Origin of the sequence: Micromonospora sp. NPDC049374, from assembly GCF_040677165.1 — a bacterium.
Taxonomy (GTDB): Bacteria; Actinomycetota; Actinomycetes; order Mycobacteriales; family Micromonosporaceae; genus Micromonospora.
Genome location: NZ_JBFAQH010000002.1, coordinates 296,857 through 319,155, shown reverse-complemented (window position 1 = coordinate 319,155; position 22,299 = coordinate 296,857). Strand labels below are relative to the sequence as shown.

Below are 22,299 nucleotides of genomic sequence, written 5' to 3'. Positions count from 1 at the left end.
ACCCCCGGGAGGATGGCGATGAGCAGAATGCACGGCACCAAGGATTTCTGGATCGGCGCGCTCCGGGCGGAGGGCCCGGCGTTCGCCGCCGCGGTGGCCGAGGCGCCACCCGAGACACCTGTGCTGTCCTGCCCCGGTTGGACCGTGACTGATCTGACCCGCCATCTCGCCGGGATCTACCGGTGGGTGCACGACGTGGCCGGCTCGGGCGATCCGTCGGCACCGCAGCAGAGCCGATCACAGCCGGTCGAGGCGGCGGCGGGCGTCACCGCCGTCCAGCAGTGGCAGCAGGCGTACGACGAACTGATGGCGCTCTTCGACTCCCTCGACCCGGAGGCTCCGGCCTGGAACTGGGCTCCGCAGCCGAAGAAGGCGGCCTTCTGGCCGCGCCGGATGGCCCATGAGACGGCGGTGCACCGCTGGGACGCCCAACTCGCCATCGCCGCGGGTGAGCCGGTCGAGGCCAAGCTCGCGGCCGACGGGGTGAGCGAGGTGCTGGACACCTGGCTGCCGGCGGGCCGGCGCAGGTCGGGCGGCCCGTGGGCGGGTGTGGTCCGGTTGACCGCCACCGACGCCGACCAGGAGTGGTATCTGCGGCTGCGCGGCGAGGGGGTCGCCCTGCTCGACACCGGCACCATCCTCGACCACGACGACCACCACGCCCGGGTGCAGGTCACCGGCACCGCCAGCGACCTGCTGCTGGCGCTCTGGGGCCGGGTCAGCTTCGACACCCTGACCGTCACCGGCGACCGAACCCTGCTCGACGGGGTCCGCACCGGCTGACCCCCTCCCAGCCTCGTCGATCATGAGGTTGGCGGCGAAGTCGATCTACCCGGCTGCCGCCAACCTCATGATCAACCGGGGCGGAGGTGCGGGGGTGAGTGCGGGGGGTTGTGGCCATTCTGTGATGGGTGGCGAGAGAGCGCTCTCTTGACAGCGGTCCGGGGCGGACCGCAGGCTACGAGAGAGCGCTCTCAGAAACTTTCGACCACCACCCCGACCTGAGAGGGGTCATCAGACAATGGGCACATTCCCGCGTCACCGCCTCGCGGCGGTCGCTCTGGCCGCCACCGGCGTCCTGCTCGTCACCAGCGGCTGCGGCGGCGGCGACGAGGCCGCCGGGGACGGCAAGATAACGCTCACCGTCGACGTCTTCGGGCAGTTCGGCTACGAGCAGCTCTACCAGCAGTACATGGACGCCAACCCGAACATCAAGATCGTCGAGCGGGGCACCGGCGGCAACCTCGACGAATACTCGCCGAAGCTGACCCAGTGGCTCGCCGCGGGCAAGGGCGCCGGTGACGTGGTGGCCATCGAAGAGGGCCTGATGGTCGAGTACAAGGCAAACCCGGACAACTTCGTGAACCTGCTCGACCACGGTGCCGCCGACCTCAAGGGCAACTTCCTGGAGTGGAAGTGGAACCAGGGGCTCACCGCCGACGGGCAGAAGCTGATCGGGCTCGGCACCGATGTGGGCGGCATGGCCATGTGCTACCGCACCGACCTGTTCGAGAAGGCGGGCCTGCCGACCGACCGTGAGCAGGTCTCCGCACTCTGGCCGACCTGGGAGGACTACATCGCCACCGGCGAGAAGTTCAAGGCCGCCGACACCGGCGCGTCGTTCCTGGACGCGGCTACCAACACCTTCAACACCATCGTGCTCCAGACGGCCGGCAACGCGCAGGGCTACCACTACTACGACACCAGCGACAACCTGGTCGTGGACACCAACCCGGCGGTCAAGCAGGCCTGGGACATCACCATGAACATCGTCAACGCCGGCCTGTCCGGCAAGTACGGTTCCTGGTCGGAGGAGTGGGTCTCCGCCTTCAAGCAGGCCAAGTTCGCCACCATCGCCTGCCCCGCCTGGATGACCGGCGTGATCGAGGGCAACGCCGGGCCGGAGGCCAAGGGCAAGTGGGACATCGCCCGGGTGCCGGGCAACGGTGGCAACTGGGGCGGCTCGCACTTGGCCGTACCGCAGCAGAGCAAGCACCAGGACGAGGCGGTAAAGCTGGTCAAGTTCCTGACCAGCGCCGAGGGGCACATCGGCGCCTTCAAGGCCAAGGGCCCGCTGCCGTCCTCGCCGCAGGCGCTGGACGACCCCGCCATCGCCGAGGCCACAAACGCGTACTTCTCGGACGCACCGGTCGGCAAGATCTTCGGTGAGGGCGCGAAGACGCTGAAGCCGGTCTACATGGGCCCGAAGAACCAGGCCGTCCGCACCGAGGTGGAGAACGCGGTACGCACCGTCGAACTGGGCCAGCGCAACCCCGAGCAGGGCTGGCAGGACGCGATCAACAACGCCAAGAAGGCCGCCGCCAAGTAACCGGCCCGACGGCCCCATCCCCGCCGCCGGTCCAGGGTCCGCCGCGTCTCGACGCGTACGGCGACTCACCCTGGACCGGCGCGGGGCGGAGGCTTGGAAAGGAGTCAACGGGTCATGGCGTTGCAGCTCGACGCGCGACCGCCGGCCAGACCGGCATCGCGTGACACCCGCCCGTCCCGGGCCGGCCGGCTGAGCCGGATCGACGCGAAGTACTCGCCCTACCTCTACATCGCCCCGTTCTTCGTGATCTTCGCGATCTTCGGGGCCTGGCCGCTGGCGTACACCTTCTGGGTTTCCCTGCACGACTGGGACCTGTTGGGCAGCAATCCCACCTTCGTCGGCGCGGAGAACTACACCCGGCTGCTGGCGGACAGCGACTTCTGGCACTCGGTGGTCAACACCCTTGGCATCTTCGTCATCAGCACGGTCCCGCAGCTGCTCGCCGCGCTCTGGCTGGCGAACCTGCTCAACCGGCAGCTTCGGATGCGTACCGGGTGGCGGATGGCGGTGCTGGTGCCCAACGTCACCTCCACGGCTGCCGTGGCGATCGTGTTCGGGGTGCTGTTCGGCCGCGAGTTCGGCATGGTCAACTGGCTGCTCGACCTGATCGGCGTCGACGGCATCGGGTGGAAGTCCAACCGGTTCGCCTCCTGGGTCGCCATCTCGACCATGGTCGACTGGCGCTGGACCGGCTACAACGCGCTGATCTTCCTGGCCGCCATGCAGGCCATTCCCCGCGACCTCTACGAGGCGGCGGCGATCGACGGCGCGAACCGGGCCCGGCAGTTCTGGACCATCACCGTGCCACTGCTCAAGCCGACGATCATCTTCTGCGTCATCATCTCCACCATCGGCGGGCTGCAACTGTTCACCGAGCCCCGGCTGTTCCACTCCGGCACCAACGCGATCCGCGGCGGTCCGATGCGCGAGTCGCAGACGATGACCATGTACATGTTCGAGAACGCCTTCGCGCCCTACTACAACTTCGGCTACGGGTCGGCGGTCGCCTGGCTGCTCTTCGCCCTGATCGCCATCGTCGCGGCGATAAACGTGCTGATCATCCGCCGGCTCGGCGCCGGCGCCCGGCCGGACACCGTCAAGCGGAAGGGAGGCTCTCGATGAGCGAGCGAATCATGCGGCTCAGTGCGGTGGTGGCTCATCGTGACGCCGAGCGCAGCGAGGTGGCGCGATGAGCGAGCGCAGCGAGCGAATCAGCCGGCTCAGTGCGGTGGTGGCTCATCGTGACGCCGAGCGCAGCGAGGTGGCGCGATGAGCCGGCTGTGGCGGGCGAGCCCGCTGACGTACTTCGCACTTGTCGCCGCCGCTGGCATGTCGGTCTTCCCGATCTACTGGATGTTCGTGGTGGCCAGCCGGTCCAGCGACGCGATGGGGCAGCTACCACCGCCGGTGACTCCCGGCGGCAATCTGGGCGCCAACATCTCCCGGCTCTTCGGCAACACCGACGCCTACTTCCTGACCGGTCTGATCAACTCGGCGATCGTGGCCACGGTGGTCACCGCCTCGGTGGTGCTCTTCTCCACCCTGGCCGGGTTCGCCTTCGCCAAGCTGCGGTTCCGAGGCAGCAACGCGCTGCTGATGATCATCATTGCCACCATGATGGTGCCCACCCAGCTCGGCATCATCCCGCTGTACATGCTGATGACGAAGCTGAACCTGAACGACCGGCTGCCGGCCGTGATCATGCCCGCGCTGGTGACCGGGTTCGGGGTGTTCATGATGCGGCAGTACGCCGGGCAGGCGGTCAGCAGCGAGCTGATCGAGGCAGCGCGGGTGGACGGTTGCGGTACCGCCCGCATCTACTGGAACGTGGTGGTGCCGGCACTGCGGCCGGCCGCCGCCGTACTGGGCCTGCTCACCTTCATGACCACCTGGAACGACTTCCTCTGGCCGTACGCGGTGCTCAACGACCCGGAGAATCCCACCGTGCAGCTATCGTTGCGGGCCCTGTCTGACGGCTACTACCAGGACATGTCCCAGGTCTTCACCGGCACGGCCATCGCCACGCTGCCTCTGCTGCTGGTATTCGTCCTGTTCGGCCGCCAGATCATCGGCGGGATCATGGAAGGTGCGGTCAAGGCGTGACTGAGCTGAGATTTCCGGACAATTTTCTCTGGGGTGCGGCCACTGCGGCGTACCAGATCGAGGGGGCGGCCCGCGACGACGGGCGCGGCGAGTCGATCTGGGACACCTTCAGCCGTACGCCGGGCAAGGTGCACGCCGGCCACACCGGTGACGTGGCCTGCGACCACTACCACCGGTACGCCGACGACGTCGCGATGATGGCGGAGCTGGGGTTGCAGGCGTACCGCTTCTCGGTGTCCTGGCCGCGCATCCAGCCCGACGGCAGTGGCCCGGTCAACCCGCGTGGCCTGGACTTCTACGACCGGCTGACGGACGCGCTGCTGGGCCGGGGCATCGACCCGATCATCACGCTCTACCACTGGGACCTGCCGCAGACCCTTCAGGATCGGGGCGGGTGGACCAGCCGGGACACCGCGGAGCACTTCGCCACCTACGCCTCCGCGTTGTACGCCCGCCTGGGCGACCGGATCGGCACCTGGACCACGCTCAACGAGCCGTGGTGCTCGGCGTACCTCGGCTACGGCAACGGTGTGCACGCCCCCGGGGTGCAGGATCCGGGTGCCGCCTTCAGCGCTGTACACCACCTGCTGCTGGCGCACGGCCTGGCGACCCAGGCGTTGCGCGCGGGCGGTGCCGGTCGGGTCGGCGTCACGCTCAATCCCGCCGATGTGCGCCCCGCCGATCCCAACAGCGCCGCCGACGCCGCCGCCGCACGCCTGGTCGACGGTCTGCACAACCGGATCTTCCTCGATCCGCTGCTGGTCGGCGGGTACCCGGACGACGTCCGGGAACATGTCGCGCGGTTCGTCGAACCCACCTTCGTCCAGGACGACGACGAGAAGATCATCGCGGCGCCGATCGACCTGCTCGGGATCAACTACTACGCGCCGACCTACGTCGCCGGCCGGACGGACGGTGCCGGTGGCGGCGGGGCGTACCCCGGCACCGAGGGACAGGTGCAGTTCCTGGCACCGGTCGGGCCGTTGACCGACATGGGCTGGATGATCGAGCCGGCCGGACTGACCCGGCTGCTGGAACGCATCGCCACCGACTACCCGGCGGTGCCGCTGCTGATCACCGAGAACGGTGCGGCCTTCCCGGACAAGGCCACCTCGGACGTGACCAGCCCGATGCAGGACACCGACCGAATCGCCTACCTCGACGGCCACCTGCGCGCCGCGCACGAGGCCATCGCCCGGGGCGTCGACCTGCGCGGCTATCTCGTATGGTCATTGCTTGACAACTTCGAGTGGGCCGAGGGGTACCGTAAGCGATTCGGCATCGTGCACGTCGACTACCTCACTCAGCGGCGTACACCGAAGTCCAGCGCCCGGTGGTACCAGGAGGTGATCTCCCGGAACGGGCTGTGACGAGGTGGTGGTTTCTCCGATGACGGGGGCGCAGCGGCCCACTCTGGAAGCGGTGGCACGACGGGCCGGGGTGTCCCGGGCCACCGTTTCCCGGGTGGTAAACGGTTCGACCACGGTCGCCGAGCCGATCCAGGAGGCGGTCCGCCAGGCGGTCGCCGAGCTGGGGTACGTGCCGAACCTGGCCGCACGTACCCTCGTCACCCAGCGGACCGACTCGATCGCCCTGGTGATGCCGGAGGAGGCCACCCGGGTCTTCTCCGACGACCAGGTCTTCCCGGGAATCATCCGCGGCGCCGCGCAGGAGTTGGAGGCCGCCGACAAACAGCTGGTGCTGATGCTGGCCGGGTCGCCGGCCGGGCACGAACGGGTCGCCCGGTACACCACCGGTCGGCACGTCGACGGGGTGCTGTTCGCCTCGCTGCACGGGGCTGATCCGCTGCCCGGCCGGCTGGCCGCGCTGGGCATCCCGGTGGTGTGCAGCGGCCGACCGCTCGACGGGGCGGACGTGCCGTACATCGACGTCGACCAGGTCGGCGGGGTCACCCGCGCGGTGCGGCACCTGATCGACAGCGGTCGACGCCGGATCGCCACCATCGCCGGGCCGCAGGACATGGTCGCCGGCATCGAACGGCTGGCCGGCTACCGGGACACCGTCGCCGCCGCCGGGCTGCCCGAGATGGTGGCGGTGGGCGACTTCACCCGCGAGTCCGGGGCGGCGGCGATGCGCGAGTTGCTCGCCGCCCACCCCGACCTGGACGCCGTCTTCGCCGCGTCGGACCTGATGGCCCACGCCGCCCTGCGTACGCTGCGGGAGGCGGGGCGGCGGGTGCCCGAGGACGTGGCGGTGATCGGCTTCGACGACATCGAGACCGCCGCGTACACCGATCCACCGTTGACGACCGTCCGGCAACCGATAGTGGAGCTGGGCCGGCAGGGCACCCGGCTGCTGCTCCGCCTCGCCGCCGGAGAACAGGTCGAGCCGGCGCTCATCCTGCCCACCGAGCTGATCGTCCGCGAGTCCGCCTGAATCCGCACGACGGCGGTGTGCAGGGCGTACGTGGGTACGTTTCTTGTCGCTCGGGCGACAAGAAACGTACCCAGCTTCAGGTTCAATCGATAGATGCGGATACCTGGGGACGACGCCGACGCGTTGCAGTGGTTGCTGTTCGAGCAGTCGGGGATCGTCAGCTGGGCGCAGGCAACCGCCGAACTGCCCCCGGCGAAGGTCCGGCACCTGCTGGCGACAGGGCGGTGGGGCAGGGTGTGTCGGGGAATCCTGCGGGCCGCCTCGACCGATGAGCCTTACCGTCGAGAGCAGCACTGGTGGGTGGCGGTGCTGGCGGCTGGTCCGGGTGCGGTGCTCGCCGGGCTGGCGGCGGCGACAGCGGGCGGGCTACGTGGCAACTGGCGCTACGAGACCGTCGACGTGCTGGTCCCGCATCACCGACGTCGGGCAGACCTGCTGCGTCGGCTGCCGCTCGGCCTTCCTTCGGCCCGGGTACGCCGGTCCCGGCAACTGCCGGCCGAGGACCGACAGCGTGGGCGGCCCGACCGCACGTCTATGGCACGGTCCCTTGTGGATGCGGCGCAGTGGGCGCGTACTGACGAGGATGCGCAACAGATTCTCGCGGCCGGCTGCCAGCAGCGGCGGGCGACCCCGGCGGAGGTCGGCGCGGTCCTCGCCCGACTTCCCCAGGCCCGGCGGCGCGTCCTGATCCGACAGACGCAGCACGACATCGCCGGTGGCGCCGAGGCGCTCTCCGAGATCGACCTGATCCGACTCTGCCGGCGCCACCACCTCCCGGTGCCGACCGCTCAGCAGCGTCGTCGGGACGCCGATGGACGGATCCGCTATCTGGACGCCTACTGGCCGCAGTGGCGACTGCACGTGGAGATCGACGGTACGCACCACATGGACACCCGACACTGGGCGGCAGACCTGCGCCGGCAGAACCGAGTTTGGATTGAGGGCGACCGCATCCTCCGGTTCACCGCCTTCGACGTCCGGCACCGCCCCGACGACGTCGCCGCCCAACTCCGTGCCGCCCTGACAGCCGCCGGCTGGCCGGGCTGAGGGTGGGTACGTTTGTTGCTGCCTCAGCGACAAGAAACGTACCCACGGCCCTCGATGAATCGGCGAGCAGCGCGAGTCGTAGCGGCGCTGCGGCGGAAAGGGGGCGCGGCGGCCGGTCGGTTTGGCTAGCCTGCCGCGCATGCCTGAACCGTCCGCCCTGATCCGTCCGGCCCACCCCGACGACGCCCCGGCCGTGGTGGCGCTGCGTACCCTCGTGTTTCCCTTTCTGGTGCGTGGGGCTGCGTCCACCCGCCAGCTGATCTCGACGCCACCGGCGGAGCAGCACTGGGGCGGTTTCGTCGCCGAGGTCGCCGGGCAGGTCGTCGGCTGGGTGTCGGCGTCCCGCAACACCAACACCAGCGCGGCCGTCGGCGAGGTGTCCCTGTTGCACGTGCACCCCGACCAGCGGCGACGCGGGATCGGCGGGGCACTGCTGGGCCGGGCGCTGGAGCACCTCGCGCCGCTCGACCTGGCCCGGCTACGTGGGCGTGCGCTGCCGGAGGCGCTGCCGTTCGTCCGCCGGCACGGCTTCACCCCGAGTCGCCAGGAGCGCTTCTCGGCCCTGGAACTGCACGCGCTGCCGCCGCTGCCGGCAGCCCCCGACGACGTCCGGCTGGTCCCGCTGGCCGAGGTCGACCCTCATCAGGTCCACCGGGTTGACGTGCTGGCCAGCGCCGACGAACCCGGCGACGTGGCCTCCGACGCCATCGAATACGCCACCTGGTGCGCCGACACCTGGGACAACGTCGGGCTGGACCGGCAGGCCAGCATGGGCGCCGAGGTCGCCGGCGAGTTGGTGGCGATCAGCCTGGTGAAGCGCGACGGCGCGCGGATGTGGTCGGACTACACCGGTACCGTGCCGGGCTTCCGGGGCCGGGGGCTGGCCAGGTTGGTGAAGCTGGCCGCGCTGCACCGGGCGGCGGCGCGCGGCGTCACCGTCGCCTACACCGGCAACGACGCGGCGAACGCGGCGATGCTGGCGGTCAACGACCGGCTCGGCTACCGGCGGGTGGCCAGCCAGTGGTCCTGCGTACGCGAGCTGCGCCCCGCCGGGTCAGCCCTCCGTGATGGGTTGGCCGAGTGAGCGGCGGGCCAGCAGGGTGGCGCCGGCCACCGCGGCCGGCATCAGCAGTACCGCGCCGAGTGGAATCAGGAAGCAGACGAAGACCGCGACTCCGAAGCCGAGTGCGGTGGGGCGGTCGGCCTTCAGGGCCGCGCGCCGGTGCGGCAGTCGCTTGCCGCGCCGGGAGAAGGGCGCGCCGGTCAGCTCCACGGCGAGCAGCCAGCCGCCCACCAACGCGCCGATGACCGGCACCACGGTCTGGCCGACAAGCGGAATGAAACCGGCGGCGAACAACGGCAGACCGAACAACGCCGCCAGCGCGACCAGGCGGAGCGAGTCGGCGGCGCTGCGTCGCAGCGACGGCCAGAACGGGACCTCGACCGCGTCCGGCGTACCGCCGTAGCGCCGCTCCACCCGCTCGGAGATCTTCTCGTAGAAGGGATCGCCGATGACCAGGGTGACCGCCGTGAAGGTGAGGACGGTGAGCAGGCCGCCGAGGCCGAGAAAGGCCAGCGCCGCGATCACCCGGACCACGCTGCGCGGCGTCGCCGCCCAGTCGTCGGCGAACGGGGTGGCCGCGGCAGCCAGGTCGCCGACGAAGAAGATCAGGAGAGCGTACGCGGCCACGAAGATCGCCCCGGAGATCAGCGCCGGGACGACGCCGAGCAGCATCAGACCTGGGTTGCGTACGTACAGACCGACGCCCCGCAGCAGCAGCGTGGCCCCGCCGACGAAGCGGCGGCCCGCGCCCACGGCGGTGGAGGGAAGCTCGGATGCGTGCACGCCCAGGAGCGTAGTCACTCGCCGGCACATCCACCGGTTGACGGATCACCGGAATCAACCGGAGCGAGCCAAGATCACCTACAGCTGGTCGATTCGTCGCCGGCCGCCTCTGGCGACCCTTGAGCGGTACCCGGAACCGACGGCGAGAGGCGGCTGCCATGCCGGTGATCGAGGTGACCAGCCTGCACAAGCGGTACGGCGAGACGGTGGCGGTGCACGACGTGTCGTTCCACGTCGAGGCCGGCGAGATCTTCGGCGTACTCGGCCCGAACGGCGCCGGCAAGACCACCACGGTGGAGTGCGTCGCCGGGCTGCGCGTCCCAGACGGGGGCGAGGTGTCGGTCCTCGGACTCGACCCTCGCCGGGACGCCACCCGGTTGCGCCAGCAGGTCGGCGTGCAACTTCAGGAGAGCCAGCTACCTGACCGGCTCCGGGTCGCCGAGGCACTGGAGCTGTACGCGTCGTTCTACCGCGAGCCGGCCGACCCGGCGCAGCTCATCGACGAGTTGGGGCTCGACGGGAAGCGGAACACCCCGTACGAGAAGCTCTCCGGTGGTCAGAAGCAGCGGCTCTCCATCGCGTTGGCACTTGTCGGCAACCCGCGGATCGCCATCCTGGACGAGCTGACCACCGGGTTGGATCCGCAGGCACGCCGGGACACCTGGGGTCTGATCGAGAGAGTTCGGGACCGCGGGGTGACCATCCTGCTGGTCACCCACTTCATGGAGGAAGCCGAGCGGCTCTGCGACCGCCTCGCAGTGATCGACAAGGGGCGGGTGGTGGCCCTCGACACCCCGGCCGGGCTGGTTTCGGCCGTGGCGCCCGAGCAGCGCATCCGGTTCCGCCCGTCCGCACCACTGGACGACCGGCTGCTGACCGATCTGCCGCAGGTCACGGCCGTTACGCGCAGCGGCAGCCAGATCGTGGTGACCGGCACCGGTGACGTGCTGCACGCGGTCACCTCGGTGCTCGCCCGCCACCAGATCACCGCCGCCGACCTACGGCTGGAGCAGGCCACGCTTGACGACGCGTTCGTCGAGCTGACCGGGCGCCGGTTCGTCGACTGAAGGGGACACGATGCACGCCTTCGGCCAGATCCTCAAGACTGAGGCAAAGCTGCACCTACGGGACATCCCGACGTTGGTGCTCACCGTCGCTCTGCCCACCCTGATCCTGGTGGTGCTCGGGCTGATCCCCTCACTCCGCGAACCCAGTCCGGATTTCGGCAACCAGTCGTTCGTCACGTACTTCACCCCGTCACTGCTGGTGATCACGCTGGCCATGGTCGGCATCAACGCCCTGCCCACCGTGCTGGCCACCTACCGGGAGCGCGGCATCCTGCGCCGGCTGGCCACCACCCCGGCAAGTCCGCTGGCGCTGCTGACCGCTCAACTCGTACTGGCCCTGGTGGGCATCCTGGCCAGCGCGGTGCTCCTCGCGGTGATCGCCCGGCTGGCGTTCGGCACCCCGTTGCCACAGCACCCGCTCGGGTTCGCGGTGGCGCTCATTCTGGGTACGGCCGCACTGCTCGCGGTGGGGCTGCTGGTGGCGGCGGTCGCGCCCACCGCCAAGGCGGCCCAGGCGCTGGCCGTACCGCTGTTCATGGTGATCATGTTCTTCGGTGGGGTGTACCTGCCCCGGTTCCTGCTGCCCGATTTCCTCGCCGACCTCGGCGCCTACACGCCGCCCGGGATCCAGGCGCTGCTCGACGCCTGGACCGGCACCGCACCGCACCCGCTGCACCTGGGGATAATGGCGCTGATCGCCGTGGCGGCCGGCGCCGCAGCGGCGAAGCTGTTCCGCTGGGAGTGAGCGCATGGTGAGCGGGGACGGGACGACCTACGGCGGCGGCGGATCGACGGCCAGCCGCGACGAGAAGATGCCCACCGACGACGACCGGCTGGCCAACTGGCGGGCCCGGGAGGCGCGGCTACAACGGGTGCTGCCCTTCGGCGGCCTGCTCGTGGGGTCGTTGCTGGCCGCCTTCGCACCGGCACCGCGCGGGCTGCCGATGCCGCTCACCCTGGTCATCGCTGGGTTGACCGCCTGCTGGATCACCTGGTTCGTCATCCTGCATCCGCGGTGGCAGGGGCGGCAGGGGCCAAGGACGGTCTACTACGTCGGGCTGCTCGCCTTCGCCGCCGTCCTGGTGGCCGCAAGCCCCTGGTACGGCTTCTTCGCCTGGGTCGGCTTCCTGCACGCCTTCCTCGTGCTAAACGGGCGGTGGCGGTTCGTGGGTATGGCCGCGACATCGGTGCTGGTCGCCACCGCGCAGGGCGGCGGACTGCCGTCCTCCTGGTCGAACTGGCCGCTGTGGCTGGTGTTGGTGCTGGTCAACGTGGTCCTGGCCGGTGCGGTGAGCTGGTTCAACCTCGTCGGTGAACGAGAGGACGCCAGGCGCAAGCGGTTGGTGGCGGAACTCGCCACCACCAACCGCCAGCTCGCCGAGACGATCCGGGAGAACGAAGGGCTGCACGCCCAGCTCATCACCCAGGCCCGCGAGGCCGGCGTACTGGACGAGCGGCAGCGGATGGCCCAGGAGATCCACGACACCCTGGCACAGGGTCTGACCGGCATCATCACCCAACTGGAGGCGGCCGAGCAGACCCGCGACCGCTCCGCCGACTGGCGCCGGCACGTGGACAACGCCCTGGCGCTGGCCCGGGAGAGCCTCACCGAAGCCCGCCGGTCGGTCCGGGCGCTGCGCCCCGAGCCACTGGAGACGGCCCGGCTACCCGACGCGCTCTCCGAGCTGGGCGAGCGCTGGTCGGCCCGGCACGGGGTGGCGGCCAGCGTCAGCACCACCGGGACACCCCGGCCGCTGCATCCGGAGATCGAGGTGACGCTGCTGCGCGCCGCGCAGGAGGCGTTGAGCAACGTGGCCCGGCACGCCGCCGCGTCCCGGGTCGGGCTCACCCTGTCGTACATGTCGGACGTGGTCACCTTGGACGTCCGCGACGACGGATCCGGATTCGATGTGACAAACCGGTCGACCCCGGATCAGAACGGAAGCTACGGCCTGACCGCGATGCGGCAGCGGGTCAACCGGGTCGGTGGCCAGCTGGCCGTCGAGTCCGAACCGGGCGGCGGGACCGCCGTCTCGGCCTCCGTACCGGCCCTGCCCGGAGCCGCGGCATGACTGATCCGGTACGCCTGCTCATCGTCGACGATCATCCGGTGGTGCGGGACGGGCTGCGCGGCATGTTCGCCGGCGACCCCGGGTTCGAGGTGGTCGGCGAGGCGGCGGACGGTGCCGAGGCCCTGACGATGGCCGCCCGCCACCGCCCCGACGTGGTGCTGATGGACCTGCGGATGCCGGGGATGGACGGGGTGACCGCGATCGGTCGCCTCGTCGACGCGGACAACCCGGCGAAGGTGCTCGTACTGACCACGTACGACACGGACGCGGACGTGCTCCCGGCGATCGAGGCCGGCGCCACCGGCTACCTGCTCAAGGACGCACCTCGCGACGAACTGGTCCGGGCGGTACGGGCCGCCGCCCGAGGCGAGTCGGTGCTCTCGCCCAGCGTGGCCGGCCGACTGATGGGTCGCCTGCGGACACCGCGCCAGTCGACCGAGGAACCGCTCAGCCAGCGCGAGTTGGAGGTGCTCACCCTGGTGGCCCGCGGCTCGTCCAACCGCGAGGCCGCCGCGCGCCTGTTCATCAGCGAGGCCACGGTGAAGACCCACCTGCTGCACGTCTACGCCAAGCTCGGGGTCAACGACCGGGCCGCCGCGGTGGCCGCCGCGTACGACCGGGGGTTGTTGACCCCGGGCGGACGGTGAGCGTCGGTGCGGGCGTCGCGGTTGCTCTCCCTGCTGCTGCTGTTGCAGGCGCGTGAGGCGCTGACGGCGGCGGAACTGGCCCGCGAGCTGGAGGTCTCCGAGCGGACGGTCTACCGGGACGTGCTGGAGCTCTCCGCCGCCGGGGTGCCGATCTACGCGGACCGGGGACGAGCCGGCGGCTACCGGCTGCTCGGCGGCTACCGGACCCGGCTGACCGGGATGACCCGGGACGAGGCGGAGGCGCTCTTCCTGGCCGGGCTGCCCGGCCCGGCCGGTGACATGGGGTTGGCCGACGCGGTAGCGGCGGCGGAGCTGAAGCTCCTCGCGGCGCTACCGCCGAGCCTGCGCGACGCCCCCGCGCGCACCGGCCAGCGGTTCCACCTGGACGTGCCAGGCTGGTTCCGGGAAACCGGGCCGCCGCCGTGGCTGAGCGACCTGGCCGGCGCGGTCTGGCGGGACCGGGTGGTACGGCTGCGCTACCGCCGCGGCGACCGCGAGGTCGAGCGGGAGCCGCACCCGTACGGGCTGGTCCTGAAGAGCGGCGTCTGGTATCTCGTGGCCCGGGTCGACGACGCGTACCGCACGTACCGGGTGGACCGGGTCACCCACGTCGAGGTGGGGACGGAGACCTTCGACCGGGACGCCGGCTTCGACCTGGCGGGGTACTGGCGGGAGCAGGCCGAGGCGTTCCTGCGAAGCATGCTCCGGGTCGAGGTGACGATCCGGTTGAGCCCTGCTGGCCTGCGCCGGCTCCGCTTCCTCGCCGACGCCCCCTTCGTGTACGACGAGGCGTTCGCCGCCGCAGGCGAACCCGACGGGCAGGGTTGGGTGGTGACCCGCCTGCCCGTCGAGTCCGTCGAGGTCGCGTACTCGCAACTGCTGTCGCTGGGTCCTGAGGTGGAAGTGCTCGACCCGCCCGAGCTGCGCGCACGCCTGGCCGACGCCGCCCGGCGGGCCACCGCGATCTACGGTGGCCCGCCGGCTCAGCGGTAGCCGGTCACGTCCGCCGGCTTGTCCGCCTCGACGACCTCGGTGAGGTACCGGAACGCGTCCGGCCGGCTCCCGTCGACGTCGGTGAACCCGTACACCTGGGACAGCTCGCCGGCCGAGACGGAGGACTGGTTCCAGCGGGCCCGGTCCTCGTCGGCGGCCAGCGCGGCGACCGCACGCCCGACGAAGGCCGGGGTTTCCGAGATCAGGAAGTGTGGATCCTTGGCGGCACCGTCGCGCCAGTTCTCCTCGGTGACGCCGAAGTGCTCCAGCATCGCCTCGGACCGGATCCAGCCCGGCGTCAGCGCGACGGCGGTGCCGCCGTGCGGCTTCAGCTCGTGCCCCCAGCAGTACGCGAGCCGGTTGACCGACGCCTTTGCGAGGTCGTAGAAGACCGACAGCCGGTAGTGGGTGTCGTTGTATGCCTTCGTGCCGTCGCCGATCTCTACGACCAGTCCGCCGGGGCGACGAATCAACAGCGGGAGCGCGAAGTGGCTGGTGATGACGTGGGTGTCCACCGCCAGCCGCAGGGTGCGGAAGCCACCGTCGAGCGGCTGCTCCCAGACCGGCTTCTCCCAGTTGATCAGCGGGTCGGCGCCCCAGACGTCGTTGACCAGCACGTCGAGCCGGCCCTGCTCAGCGTCGATCCGGTCGACCAGCGCGCGAACCTCGTCGGCGACCAGGTGGTCGACCCGGACGCCGATGCCCGTGCCGCCGACGGCCGTCACCAGTTCGGCGGTCTCCTCGATGGTCTCCGGCCGGTCCAGCTCCGAGCGGCCGGCGGTCCGGCTGCTGCGACCGGTCGCGTAGACCGTCGCGCCCGCCGCGCCGAGCTGCACCGCGATCTGCCGGCCAGCGCCCCGGGTGGCGCCCGCGACCAAAGCGACCTTTCCTGTCAGCGGTTTCGTTGTCATGCGTCCGACCCTGACAGCTAAACCTGACACCCGATGTCCGGTTTCCTGATCCGGTGTCATGAGAACGGACGGACCGGCCGGGCAGATCGCCCGGCCGGTCCGCCGCATCACCGCGTCGTCACTCCGTGACGGTCGCCTCCAGGTGGTACGGGTTCGCCAGCAGAGGGCTGGTGCGGCGTGCCTCGACGACGAACTCCCACACGCCCGGCTTCGGCGTGGCGTAGGTGCGGCTGAACGGGTCGCAGCCGCTGCCGTCCATAAAGTTGGTGTAGCAGTAGACGGTGCCAGCGCTGGACTTCTCCGCCTGGAGACCATCCGGCCCGTACGCCCACCAACGGGTCTGGCTGCCGTCGGCGATGCCGGAAAGGTTCACGGTCATGCTGGTGGCGTCGGCCGGAACCGCGACGCTGTAGATGACCGTGTCGTTGCGGTCGACGCTGCCGTCCACGGCCCAGGTAGTGCCCGCGGCCAGCGGGGCAGCGGCCTGGACGGCCAGCATGGCGAACTGCTCGACGGCCCGCGTCGTGGCGTTGTCGATGGTCAGCACGGCGCTGTGAATGCCCTGGGTGGTCGGGGCGGCGGTCACCTTGACGACCGTCGGCACGTCCTTCACGAGGGTGACCTTGCTGGACACGGAGAAGGTGTCGCCGTCGCCCTGGATCCCGAGAACGTAGTCCGCTGCCCCATCCTTGCCACTGGTCCGGGTGAGGGTGATGTCGTAGGTGCGGGACTCACCCACACTCTGGCCGCCGCTGCCGGGTGCGCAGCTGTTGTACAGGCCGCTGCCGGTGTGCGGCGTGACCAGCTTGTCGGAGAGGACGGTGCAGACCGGCGCGGAGACGGTGACGTCGTCGATGTCGGCCACGCCCTTGGACAGGTACTTCCAGGCGTGCACCACATCGAACTGGCCACGGCCCTGGGCGATGGCCGGCTCGTCCTTGTTGAAGTCGGCCGTCGAGAAGATGGCCTGACGCAGCTCCGGCGGGGTGACGTCGATGCCGTTCTGCTTGGCAGCGGAGAGCAGCAGCGCGGCCGCACCGGCGGCCTGCGGGGAAGCCATCGAGGTGCCCTGCAGCATGGCGTAGCCGACCGGCAGGGTGTAGCCGGTGTCGGCCACCGCACCGCCGACGAGCCAGTTCGGGTAGGGGGCAATGGCCGCGCCGGGAGCGGTGATCTCCGGCTTGAAGCCGCCGTCCTCACGCGGGCCGCGGGAGGAGAACGGGAAGACGGACCGGGCCTGGGTCACGAACGAGCCGTAGTTGGCCCACCACGTGTGCTTGGAAACCGAGGCACCCACGCTTACCACGTTGCCGGCGGCGGACGGATCGCCGTGGCTGTTGGTGCCGGCGCCGGAGTTGCCGGCGGAGATGAACATCTGGACGCCGGTGGTTTCGATCAGGCGGTCGTAGAGCAACGCCATCGCGCTCTGCCCGTCGTTCAGCGCGGGCGCCGAGCCGATGGACATGTTGATGACGTCGACGCCGTAGTCGGTCGCCAGGGCCACCATGCCGTCGGTGAGGGCCGCCGAGGAGCAGCCGCTGTTGGAGCAGGCCCGCATGGAGACCAGCTTGGCACCGGGCGCCTGGCCATCCATCTGCCCGCCGAGGATCCCGTTCGCGGCGGTGATGCCGGCCACGTGGGTGCCGTGGCCATTGTCGAGGGTGTTGATATTGACACCGATGATCGACGAGCTGAGCCGCCGGGCCTCGACGGTGAAGGGCTGGCGCTCGTTGAGCTCGGTCGCCGGATCGTCGGTACCGATGTAGCCGATCTGCTGGTTCTCCCGGTACGGCCGGTACCGCTCGTCGTCGGTGAACACGTAGTCCTGGTTGAGGTCGATCCAGACCGCGTTGTCGGACTCCCGGTACGCGACACCCAGGGTTCCGGTGAGGGTGGGGTCGACGTAGCCGGCGATGGCGAGGTTCTTGCGGTTCAGGTACATGTCGTCGCTGCCGCCGTCGGGCAGCGTCCAGGTGACGTCGTACTTGTCGACCACCGGCCCGGTGACCTTGTTGCTGTTGGTGTACAGCAACCAGGTGCGGTCGAACAGCAGGTCGATGAAGTTCAGCGGATTGGTGCCGGTGACCGTGTCCACCAGCTTGCGCTCGCCGGTCGTGGTGGTGGCCAGCGCCGGGTGGGTCGGGTCGATGCCGGTGTCCATGACGCCGATGGTCACGCCGCGGCCGTCGTAGGTGGGGTGCTCCGTCTTGAACGCCACCGAGCCGGTCTCCCGGGTCGGCATGTACGGGTTGTTGTCCGGAGTCGCCGCGGACGGCGCGGATGGCCGGCTCCCTCCGTCGCCGCCAGCGCTGGCGGAGTCGACAGTCGTCTCCTCCAGCTTGAGCAGCTCGTCGGCGTCCACCCGGAGTACGGTGTCGAGGGCCACGACCTGGTCAACGAGGGCGAACGGCACGTTCGCCTTGACGTAGCCGATCTCCGGTTCGACCCCGGTGATCTCGGCCCCGAGCTCGGTGAGCTGGCGAGCGGCCTCGTCGGTGCTGCCCGACTTCACGGCGACCATCAGGGTGACGAAGTCGGGGACCGGCTGGTCGGCCTGGGCCGGCATGCTGCGGGTCCGGAACTGGGCGGCGTACTTGGCGATCAGGGCCCGGTCGTGGCTGCCCAGCTTGTCGGCCACGCCTCCCGGCGCGGTTGAGGGTTCAGCGTGGGCCGGGCCGGAGGACAGGGACAGGCCGCTCACGGCGAGCGTGGCGGCGAGTGCTGCGGCGATGTGACGCGCGCGGCCCGATAGGCGTCTGGCAGGAGAGGTCACTCGGCATCCTTAGCGGCAGGGATGAGCTGACGCGCACACATTGCCATCGCCGACGGCGGATCCCGAGCCCCTGACCTGGCAGTTCATTGCCATGGCATAAATCTGCCAACGGCGGGAGCGCGCTGAGCGAAGGTGACGTCGGCAGCTCCGCTCGCGGTCTCGGGCCAGCTCTCAGATCCAGTTGCGTCGGGCGGCCTGCCAGCCCAACTGGATCCTGCTCTCCACCCCGGCAAGGCTCAGGAGCCGCTGCACCCGGCGCTGGACCGTCCGCATGCTCACTCCCAGTTGCGACGCCATCGCCTGGTCCGTGCAGCCGGCCAGGAGCAGGGCCAGCATCTGGCGGTCCTCCGCCTGCAGCGGGCTGTCGGGGAGGGCGGACAACGCGGCCGGCATCGGCAACGCCGACTCCCAGATCCGGTCGACGATCCAGGCGAGGCAGTTCACCACCGGGCGGGATCGGATCACGAGGAGCACGGGTTCCTCGGACGCCACATCGGGCGGCACGAGCGCCGCCTGCCGCCGGTCGAAGACCATCAACTTGAACGGGACGGGTGCCACCCGCATCTCCTCGCCGAGCGCGGCCCACTCCTCCAGCAGCAGCGGGATCTGCGGACTTCCCGGGTCCAACAGGTCGCGGTCGTACACCACGCGGTAGCGCACCCCGGCACGCAGCGCCTCCCGCTGGGCGACGTTGTCGGTGGCCGGTACCGCGACTGCAGGGCGCCTGGTGAGCGCACGGATGTCCTGGGTAGTTTCGCGCTGCAACATGGCATAGCGATTTGCGATGGCCCGGGCACCCTGGATCACTTCGACGGAGTCGGCGCCGCGCCAGGCCGGGCCATAGGCTTCGAAGCGCTCGGCAAGCAGCGAGATAACGCTCTGCGCCCGGCGCAGTTCGTCCATCCGTTGCAGAGCCAGGAGTTTGAGGGCGGGGTCCGGAGGCGCTGCGCGAATCAGAACCGCCGGGTCAGCCTGCACGTCCACGAGCCCTTTGCCCTGCAGGCCCGCCAGCGCGCGGTGGACCTCGGGACAGGGCAACCCCGTCCGCTCGGCGAGTTCGTCCGCGTTGGTCGCCGGCGCCGTGGCCAGCGCCAGATAGATCTGCTCCTCACACGGTTCGACGCCAACAGCCTCCAGCATTCTGGCCCCTCCACCCGGCAGTCCTGATCACGGGCGGCCCGCCGTGCAGCAGTGTAGCCAGCGGTCGGCGCAGGTCAAGGCCATGTCCGAGGACGGGTGGACCCGGGCCTCTGGGCCGACGTGCAGGTCGATCTGGAGCCGACCGGACAGCGAACTGGTCGGCATGCTGGCGTGACGGCCCATCGCAGGCGAGGCTACCCGTTGAGGAAGTCGGAGATTCGCCCGCGCAGGTCCGCGCGTTCCGTCCAGAGCACACCGGGGCGGTCGTACCGGTGCAGGGTGGCCCGGGGCAGCGCGGCGGCGAGCTGTTCGGCCACCTCCACCGGATGCAGGTCGTCGCCCTCGGCGGCGATGACCAGTGCCGGCGCGGTCACTCGGGCGAGCACCCCGACGTCGGGCAACGGCGCCTGCTCCGGCAGGTCGACCAGCCCGGCGGCGAGGCCGTCGCGCAGCAGATGGTCCAGCCGTTGCCGCAGGTAGGCCCAGCCAGCCGGCGTGTTGCGTACGGCCGGCGGCAGCTCGGTGGAGACGGCTTCCGCCACCGCCGAGGCGTCCCCGCTCTCCACGGCCGACAGCAGCTCGGTCAGCCGCGCCCGGGCGACCGGTCCGCGCGGCCGGTCGAGCGCTGCGGGCAGGAAGAAGACGAGCCGCTCGAACCGCTGCGGGCTCTCGGCGAGCAGGCGGCACAGCGCACCGGCGCCCAGGCTGGCCCCGAAGGCGCGCGTCGCGCCGCCGAGGTCGGCGATCGCCCGCAGGTCGCGGGCCAGGTCCAGGTAGCTCCACGGCCCGTCGGGCGCGTCGGAGCGCCCGTGGCCACGAAACTGGAAGAAGATTCGACGACCGGTGACACCGCTGCCGAAGGGTCGGGTGGTGGCGATGCCGTTGGCCAGCCCGTGCGCGAAGACGGTGACCGGGTCACCGACGCCGGTGACCAGCCGCTCCAGTCGTACGCCGTGCGGGGTGGCGATCAGTTCGGTTTCCGGATCGGGCAACGGCGGCCGGCCGGTACGCGGGGCACCCGGGCCGGGACCCCAGGTGCGTGGTCCGCCGTCCGGCGGTGGTGGCCAGCGGAAGGCTCTCACCAGGACCCTCTGTTGTCGCCCAGGTCGCGTAGCCCGACCCGGACGTCGAGCAGGTAGATCAGACCTGCCGCCACACCGATCAGCCCGAAGATGCTGAGGGTGGAGCGGGTGAGCAGGGTGAGCAGGAGAGTGACCGCCAGGATCGCGATCCAGCCGCCCTTCGGCAGGGTGCCGATGGCCGGGAAGGCATCGGAGCGCTGCGTCACGGCGTGCACGAGAGCCACCCCCTGCACGATCAGTGCGAAGACGAACAGGATCAGCTCGATCACGTAGCGGACGTCGAAGACGAAGATCGGCGCGGCGTTGGCCATGACGGCAAGCTTATGCCGGCGACCCCGGATCCGTGGCGGCAGGACGGTCCTGGGGTCGCCGGCTGCTGACTCACTGGCTCCGCTTGGTGCCCCGGGGAAGCTTCGCCGACGGGCTGTCGGTCCGCTTGGCGCCGGTCTGCCGGGTGGTCGACTTCGCCCGGGTGGTCTTCTTCGCGGCGGCCGGCTTGGCCTCCACGATCTCGGCCACCTCGGCCGGGCTCGGTACCTCGGCCGGTGCGGACTTCCCGACGGTCGCGGTCGTCTCGACGGTCGCCGTCGGCGTGGTCGTCTCGGTCGCCTCGATGTCGGAGTTCACCGTGTCGGCGGCCTCCAGCACACCGGCGCCCACGACCCGCTCACCCCGCGCCACCAGCGCGCCGTACGCGGCCAGCGCCCGCTCCTGAGCGGCCTGGGCACCGGCAACGACGACCGCCGCGTTGCGGCTGGCCAGCTCGCGCAGTCGGTCCAGGTCGGCCGCTTCCCGCAGCTTGTGCAGGTCGGCCGTCTCGCGAAGCTTGTTGAGATCCGCAGCCTCGCGGAGCTTGGCCAGGTCGGCGTGCTCACGGAGCCGGTTCAGATCGGCCGTCGGGGCGGCCTTCTGCCGCAGCGACTCGGCCGTCCGGTTGGCGTTGCGCAGCGTGTCGTTGGCCTTCTGGCGCAGCTCGAAGCCGGTGACGACGGCCTTGCCGCCGAGCTCGTTGACGACCCGACCACCGTCGGCGACGACGCGGTCACGCAGCTCACCGACCACGGTGGGCAGTTTGCGCAGCTGCTGTAGGGCCAGTTCACCTGCGCCGGCCGCAGCGTAGATCGGGGCAGGGATGCGATTGGTCTTCGGCTGGGTCATGACTACTTCTCCTCCTGGACCGCGGTCGCGGTCTTGCGGACCACCTTGCGGGCGGCCTTCCTGGCTGGGGTGCTGTTCGGGGCGGGAGCGGAACCTGCTTCGGTCACGGCGACCGACTCGAGGACCGCCTCGGTCGGGGTGCCCGCCGCAGTGGTGGGTCCGGTGGCGGCCAGATTGGCCACGTCGGGGGCGGTGACGTCATCCGCGTCGGAGGTGCCGGCCTCGCCAGTCGCGCCGAATCTGCCGGTTTGGTCGCCCGCGGCCGGGCTGGCGGTCGCACCGCTCGCGCCGGGCATCGTCGCGGTCGCTTCGGCCAGTCGCGCGTTCTCTCGGCGAAATGTCTCGTAGATCTGGGTAAGGGACTGTTTCTGAGCCATCGTCAGGTCTGGATCGACGGCGATGGCGGCAAGCACACCCTGGCCCTCCTTGTCGTCGAGCAGACCGGCCCGCAGGTACATCGCCGGAGTGGAGACCCGCAGCGCGCTGGCGAGTTGCTGAAGCACCTCGGCGCTCGGCCGGCGCAGGCCGCGCTCGATCTGACTGAGGTAGGGGTTGCTGACCCCCGCCTGCTCGGCCAGTTGCCGGAGCGAAATCTTCGCGTTGCGTCGCAGGTCACGAATGAACCCGCCGACGTCGGGAAGGTCCTTGGGAGTGGCCATGACTCAACGCTAACCCGCGCCGCTAGCAGCTGCAAGCAAAGTGCTAGCCGGAGTTAGCGATGTCTCATCGCCGGC

At 70.5% G+C, this 22,299-nt stretch carries 20 protein-coding genes and 1 pseudogene; 13 read left to right on the top strand and 8 right to left on the bottom strand.

The window, feature by feature from the left end; translation table 11 throughout:
* The first annotated feature begins 18 nt into the window (after positions 1 to 18).
* The 8 genes from AB0J93_RS04850 to AB0J93_RS04815 all read left to right on the top strand — a co-directional run bounded on the left by AB0J93_RS04850 (position 19) and on the right by AB0J93_RS04815 (position 8,960).
* Entirely contained in the window at positions 19 to 783 is a 765-nt protein-coding gene (locus AB0J93_RS04850; protein ID WP_363918217.1) for a maleylpyruvate isomerase family mycothiol-dependent enzyme, read from the top strand.
* Between the two features lie 238 nt (positions 784 to 1,021).
* Positions 1,022 to 2,329, top strand: coding sequence for an extracellular solute-binding protein (locus tag AB0J93_RS04845; protein ID WP_363918215.1), 1,308 nt, complete (start codon positions 1,022 to 1,024; stop codon positions 2,327 to 2,329).
* Positions 2,330 to 2,443: 114 nt separating this feature from the next.
* Entirely contained in the window at positions 2,444 to 3,451 is a 1,008-nt protein-coding gene (locus AB0J93_RS04840; RefSeq protein WP_363918213.1) for a sugar ABC transporter permease, read from the top strand.
* A gap of 147 nt (positions 3,452 to 3,598) precedes the next feature.
* On the top strand, positions 3,599 to 4,432 hold the full coding sequence (locus tag AB0J93_RS04835; RefSeq protein WP_363918211.1) for a carbohydrate ABC transporter permease: 834 nt from the start codon (positions 3,599 to 3,601) through the stop codon (positions 4,430 to 4,432).
* Positions 4,429 to 5,802 carry a GH1 family beta-glucosidase gene (locus AB0J93_RS04830; protein WP_363918209.1) on the top strand — a complete coding sequence of 458 codons (1,374 nt, stop codon included), beginning with the start codon at positions 4,429 to 4,431 and terminating at the stop codon, positions 5,800 to 5,802. Before AB0J93_RS04835 ends, AB0J93_RS04830 begins: the two co-directional genes overlap by 4 nt.
* A gap of 19 nt (positions 5,803 to 5,821) precedes the next feature.
* Positions 5,822 to 6,829, top strand: coding sequence for a LacI family DNA-binding transcriptional regulator (locus AB0J93_RS04825; protein WP_363918207.1), 1,008 nt, complete (start codon positions 5,822 to 5,824; stop codon positions 6,827 to 6,829).
* Positions 6,830 to 6,922: 93 nt separating this feature from the next.
* Positions 6,923 to 7,876: a DUF559 domain-containing protein gene (locus AB0J93_RS04820; RefSeq protein WP_363918205.1), complete on the top strand. Its 954-nt coding sequence runs from the start codon at positions 6,923 to 6,925 to the stop codon at positions 7,874 to 7,876.
* 139 nt (positions 7,877 to 8,015) lie between these two features.
* A complete protein-coding gene (locus tag AB0J93_RS04815; RefSeq protein WP_363918203.1) occupies positions 8,016 to 8,960 on the top strand; it encodes a GNAT family N-acetyltransferase in 945 nt (314 codons plus the stop codon).
* Here the strand turns inward: AB0J93_RS04815 and AB0J93_RS04810 are convergent.
* Positions 8,931 to 9,722 (bottom strand): EI24 domain-containing protein, encoded by a 792-nt coding sequence (locus AB0J93_RS04810; protein ID WP_363918201.1) that lies wholly within the window; start codon positions 9,720 to 9,722, stop codon positions 8,931 to 8,933. The genes AB0J93_RS04815 and AB0J93_RS04810 overlap by 30 nt on opposite strands.
* Before the next feature lie 158 nt (positions 9,723 to 9,880).
* Between AB0J93_RS04810 and AB0J93_RS04805 the strand changes: the two genes are divergently transcribed.
* Genes AB0J93_RS04805 through AB0J93_RS04785 form a run of 5 tightly spaced genes read left to right on the top strand, consistent with a single transcriptional unit; the run spans position 9,881 to position 14,501 of the window.
* Positions 9,881 to 10,789 carry an ABC transporter ATP-binding protein gene (locus AB0J93_RS04805; protein WP_363918199.1) on the top strand — a complete coding sequence of 303 codons (909 nt, stop codon included), beginning with the start codon at positions 9,881 to 9,883 and terminating at the stop codon, positions 10,787 to 10,789.
* A gap of 10 nt (positions 10,790 to 10,799) precedes the next feature.
* A complete protein-coding gene (locus AB0J93_RS04800) occupies positions 10,800 to 11,534 on the top strand; it encodes an ABC transporter permease (protein ID WP_363918197.1) in 735 nt (244 codons plus the stop codon).
* Positions 11,535 to 11,538: 4 nt separating this feature from the next.
* Positions 11,539 to 12,861 (top strand): sensor histidine kinase, encoded by a 1,323-nt coding sequence (locus AB0J93_RS04795; protein ID WP_363918195.1) that lies wholly within the window; start codon positions 11,539 to 11,541, stop codon positions 12,859 to 12,861.
* Positions 12,858 to 13,508, top strand: coding sequence for a response regulator transcription factor (locus AB0J93_RS04790; RefSeq protein WP_363918193.1), 651 nt, complete (start codon positions 12,858 to 12,860; stop codon positions 13,506 to 13,508). Before AB0J93_RS04795 ends, AB0J93_RS04790 begins: the two co-directional genes overlap by 4 nt.
* 6 nt (positions 13,509 to 13,514) lie before the next feature.
* On the top strand, positions 13,515 to 14,501 hold the full coding sequence (locus AB0J93_RS04785) for a WYL domain-containing protein (RefSeq protein WP_363918191.1): 987 nt from the start codon (positions 13,515 to 13,517) through the stop codon (positions 14,499 to 14,501).
* Here AB0J93_RS04785 and AB0J93_RS04780 read toward each other — a convergent pair.
* The 7 genes and pseudogenes from AB0J93_RS04780 to AB0J93_RS04750 all read right to left on the bottom strand — a co-directional run.
* Positions 14,492 to 15,412 carry an SDR family oxidoreductase gene (locus AB0J93_RS04780; protein WP_363918189.1) on the bottom strand — a complete coding sequence of 307 codons (921 nt, stop codon included), beginning with the start codon at positions 15,410 to 15,412 and terminating at the stop codon, positions 14,492 to 14,494. The two genes, AB0J93_RS04785 and AB0J93_RS04780, sit on opposite strands and share 10 nt — an antisense overlap.
* 118 nt (positions 15,413 to 15,530) lie before the next feature.
* Positions 15,531 to 18,050, bottom strand: a complete 2,520-nt coding sequence (locus AB0J93_RS04775; RefSeq protein ID WP_363918187.1) for a S8 family serine peptidase — start codon at positions 18,048 to 18,050, stop codon at positions 15,531 to 15,533.
* A 306-nt stretch (positions 18,051 to 18,356) separates the two neighbouring features.
* A complete protein-coding gene (locus AB0J93_RS04770; RefSeq protein WP_363918185.1) occupies positions 18,357 to 19,325 on the bottom strand; it encodes a helix-turn-helix domain-containing protein in 969 nt (322 codons plus the stop codon).
* Positions 19,326 to 19,519: 194 nt separating this feature from the next.
* A complete protein-coding gene (locus AB0J93_RS04765) occupies positions 19,520 to 20,407 on the bottom strand; it encodes an alpha/beta hydrolase (RefSeq protein WP_363918183.1) in 888 nt (295 codons plus the stop codon).
* The gene (locus tag AB0J93_RS04760) at positions 20,404 to 20,718 is read right to left on the bottom strand and encodes a DUF2516 family protein (RefSeq protein WP_363918181.1); all 315 of its coding nucleotides are present in this window, start codon (positions 20,716 to 20,718) and stop codon (positions 20,404 to 20,406) included. Before AB0J93_RS04760 ends, AB0J93_RS04765 begins: the two co-directional genes overlap by 4 nt.
* 70 nt (positions 20,719 to 20,788) lie before the next feature.
* Entirely contained in the window at positions 20,789 to 21,565 is a 777-nt protein-coding gene (locus AB0J93_RS04755; protein ID WP_363918179.1) for a hypothetical protein, read from the bottom strand.
* Positions 21,566 to 21,696: 131 nt separating this feature from the next.
* Positions 21,697 to 22,224 (bottom strand): annotated as a pseudogene (locus AB0J93_RS04750) (helix-turn-helix transcriptional regulator); the annotation flags it as partial.
* Positions 22,225 to 22,299: the final 75 nt, after the last annotated feature.

Bases quoted from the DNA above. Each gene is read 5' to 3' on its own strand.
- AB0J93_RS04815 (WP_363918203.1), top strand. From the start codon at position 8,016: ATGCCTGAACCGTCCGCCCTGATCCGTCCGGCCCACCCCGACGACGCC.
- AB0J93_RS04760 (WP_363918181.1), bottom strand. From the start codon at position 20,718: ATGGCCAACGCCGCGCCGATCTTCGTCTTCGACGTCCGCTACGTGATC.
- AB0J93_RS04790 (WP_363918193.1), top strand. From the start codon at position 12,858: ATGACTGATCCGGTACGCCTGCTCATCGTCGACGATCATCCGGTGGTG.
- AB0J93_RS04835 (WP_363918211.1), top strand. From the start codon at position 3,599: ATGAGCCGGCTGTGGCGGGCGAGCCCGCTGACGTACTTCGCACTTGTC.
- AB0J93_RS04820 (WP_363918205.1), top strand. From the start codon at position 6,923: ATGCGGATACCTGGGGACGACGCCGACGCGTTGCAGTGGTTGCTGTTC.
- AB0J93_RS04850 (WP_363918217.1), top strand. From the start codon at position 19: ATGAGCAGAATGCACGGCACCAAGGATTTCTGGATCGGCGCGCTCCGG.
- AB0J93_RS04840 (WP_363918213.1), top strand. From the start codon at position 2,444: ATGGCGTTGCAGCTCGACGCGCGACCGCCGGCCAGACCGGCATCGCGT.
- AB0J93_RS04825 (WP_363918207.1), top strand. From the start codon at position 5,822: ATGACGGGGGCGCAGCGGCCCACTCTGGAAGCGGTGGCACGACGGGCC.
- AB0J93_RS04800 (WP_363918197.1), top strand. From the start codon at position 10,800: ATGCACGCCTTCGGCCAGATCCTCAAGACTGAGGCAAAGCTGCACCTA.
- AB0J93_RS04770 (WP_363918185.1), bottom strand. From the start codon at position 19,325: ATGCTGGAGGCTGTTGGCGTCGAACCGTGTGAGGAGCAGATCTATCTG.
- AB0J93_RS04755 (WP_363918179.1), bottom strand. From the start codon at position 21,565: ATGACCCAGCCGAAGACCAATCGCATCCCTGCCCCGATCTACGCTGCG.
- AB0J93_RS04795 (WP_363918195.1), top strand. From the start codon at position 11,539: ATGGTGAGCGGGGACGGGACGACCTACGGCGGCGGCGGATCGACGGCC.
- AB0J93_RS04845 (WP_363918215.1), top strand. From the start codon at position 1,022: ATGGGCACATTCCCGCGTCACCGCCTCGCGGCGGTCGCTCTGGCCGCC.
- AB0J93_RS04805 (WP_363918199.1), top strand. From the start codon at position 9,881: ATGCCGGTGATCGAGGTGACCAGCCTGCACAAGCGGTACGGCGAGACG.
- AB0J93_RS04780 (WP_363918189.1), bottom strand. From the start codon at position 15,412: ATGACAACGAAACCGCTGACAGGAAAGGTCGCTTTGGTCGCGGGCGCC.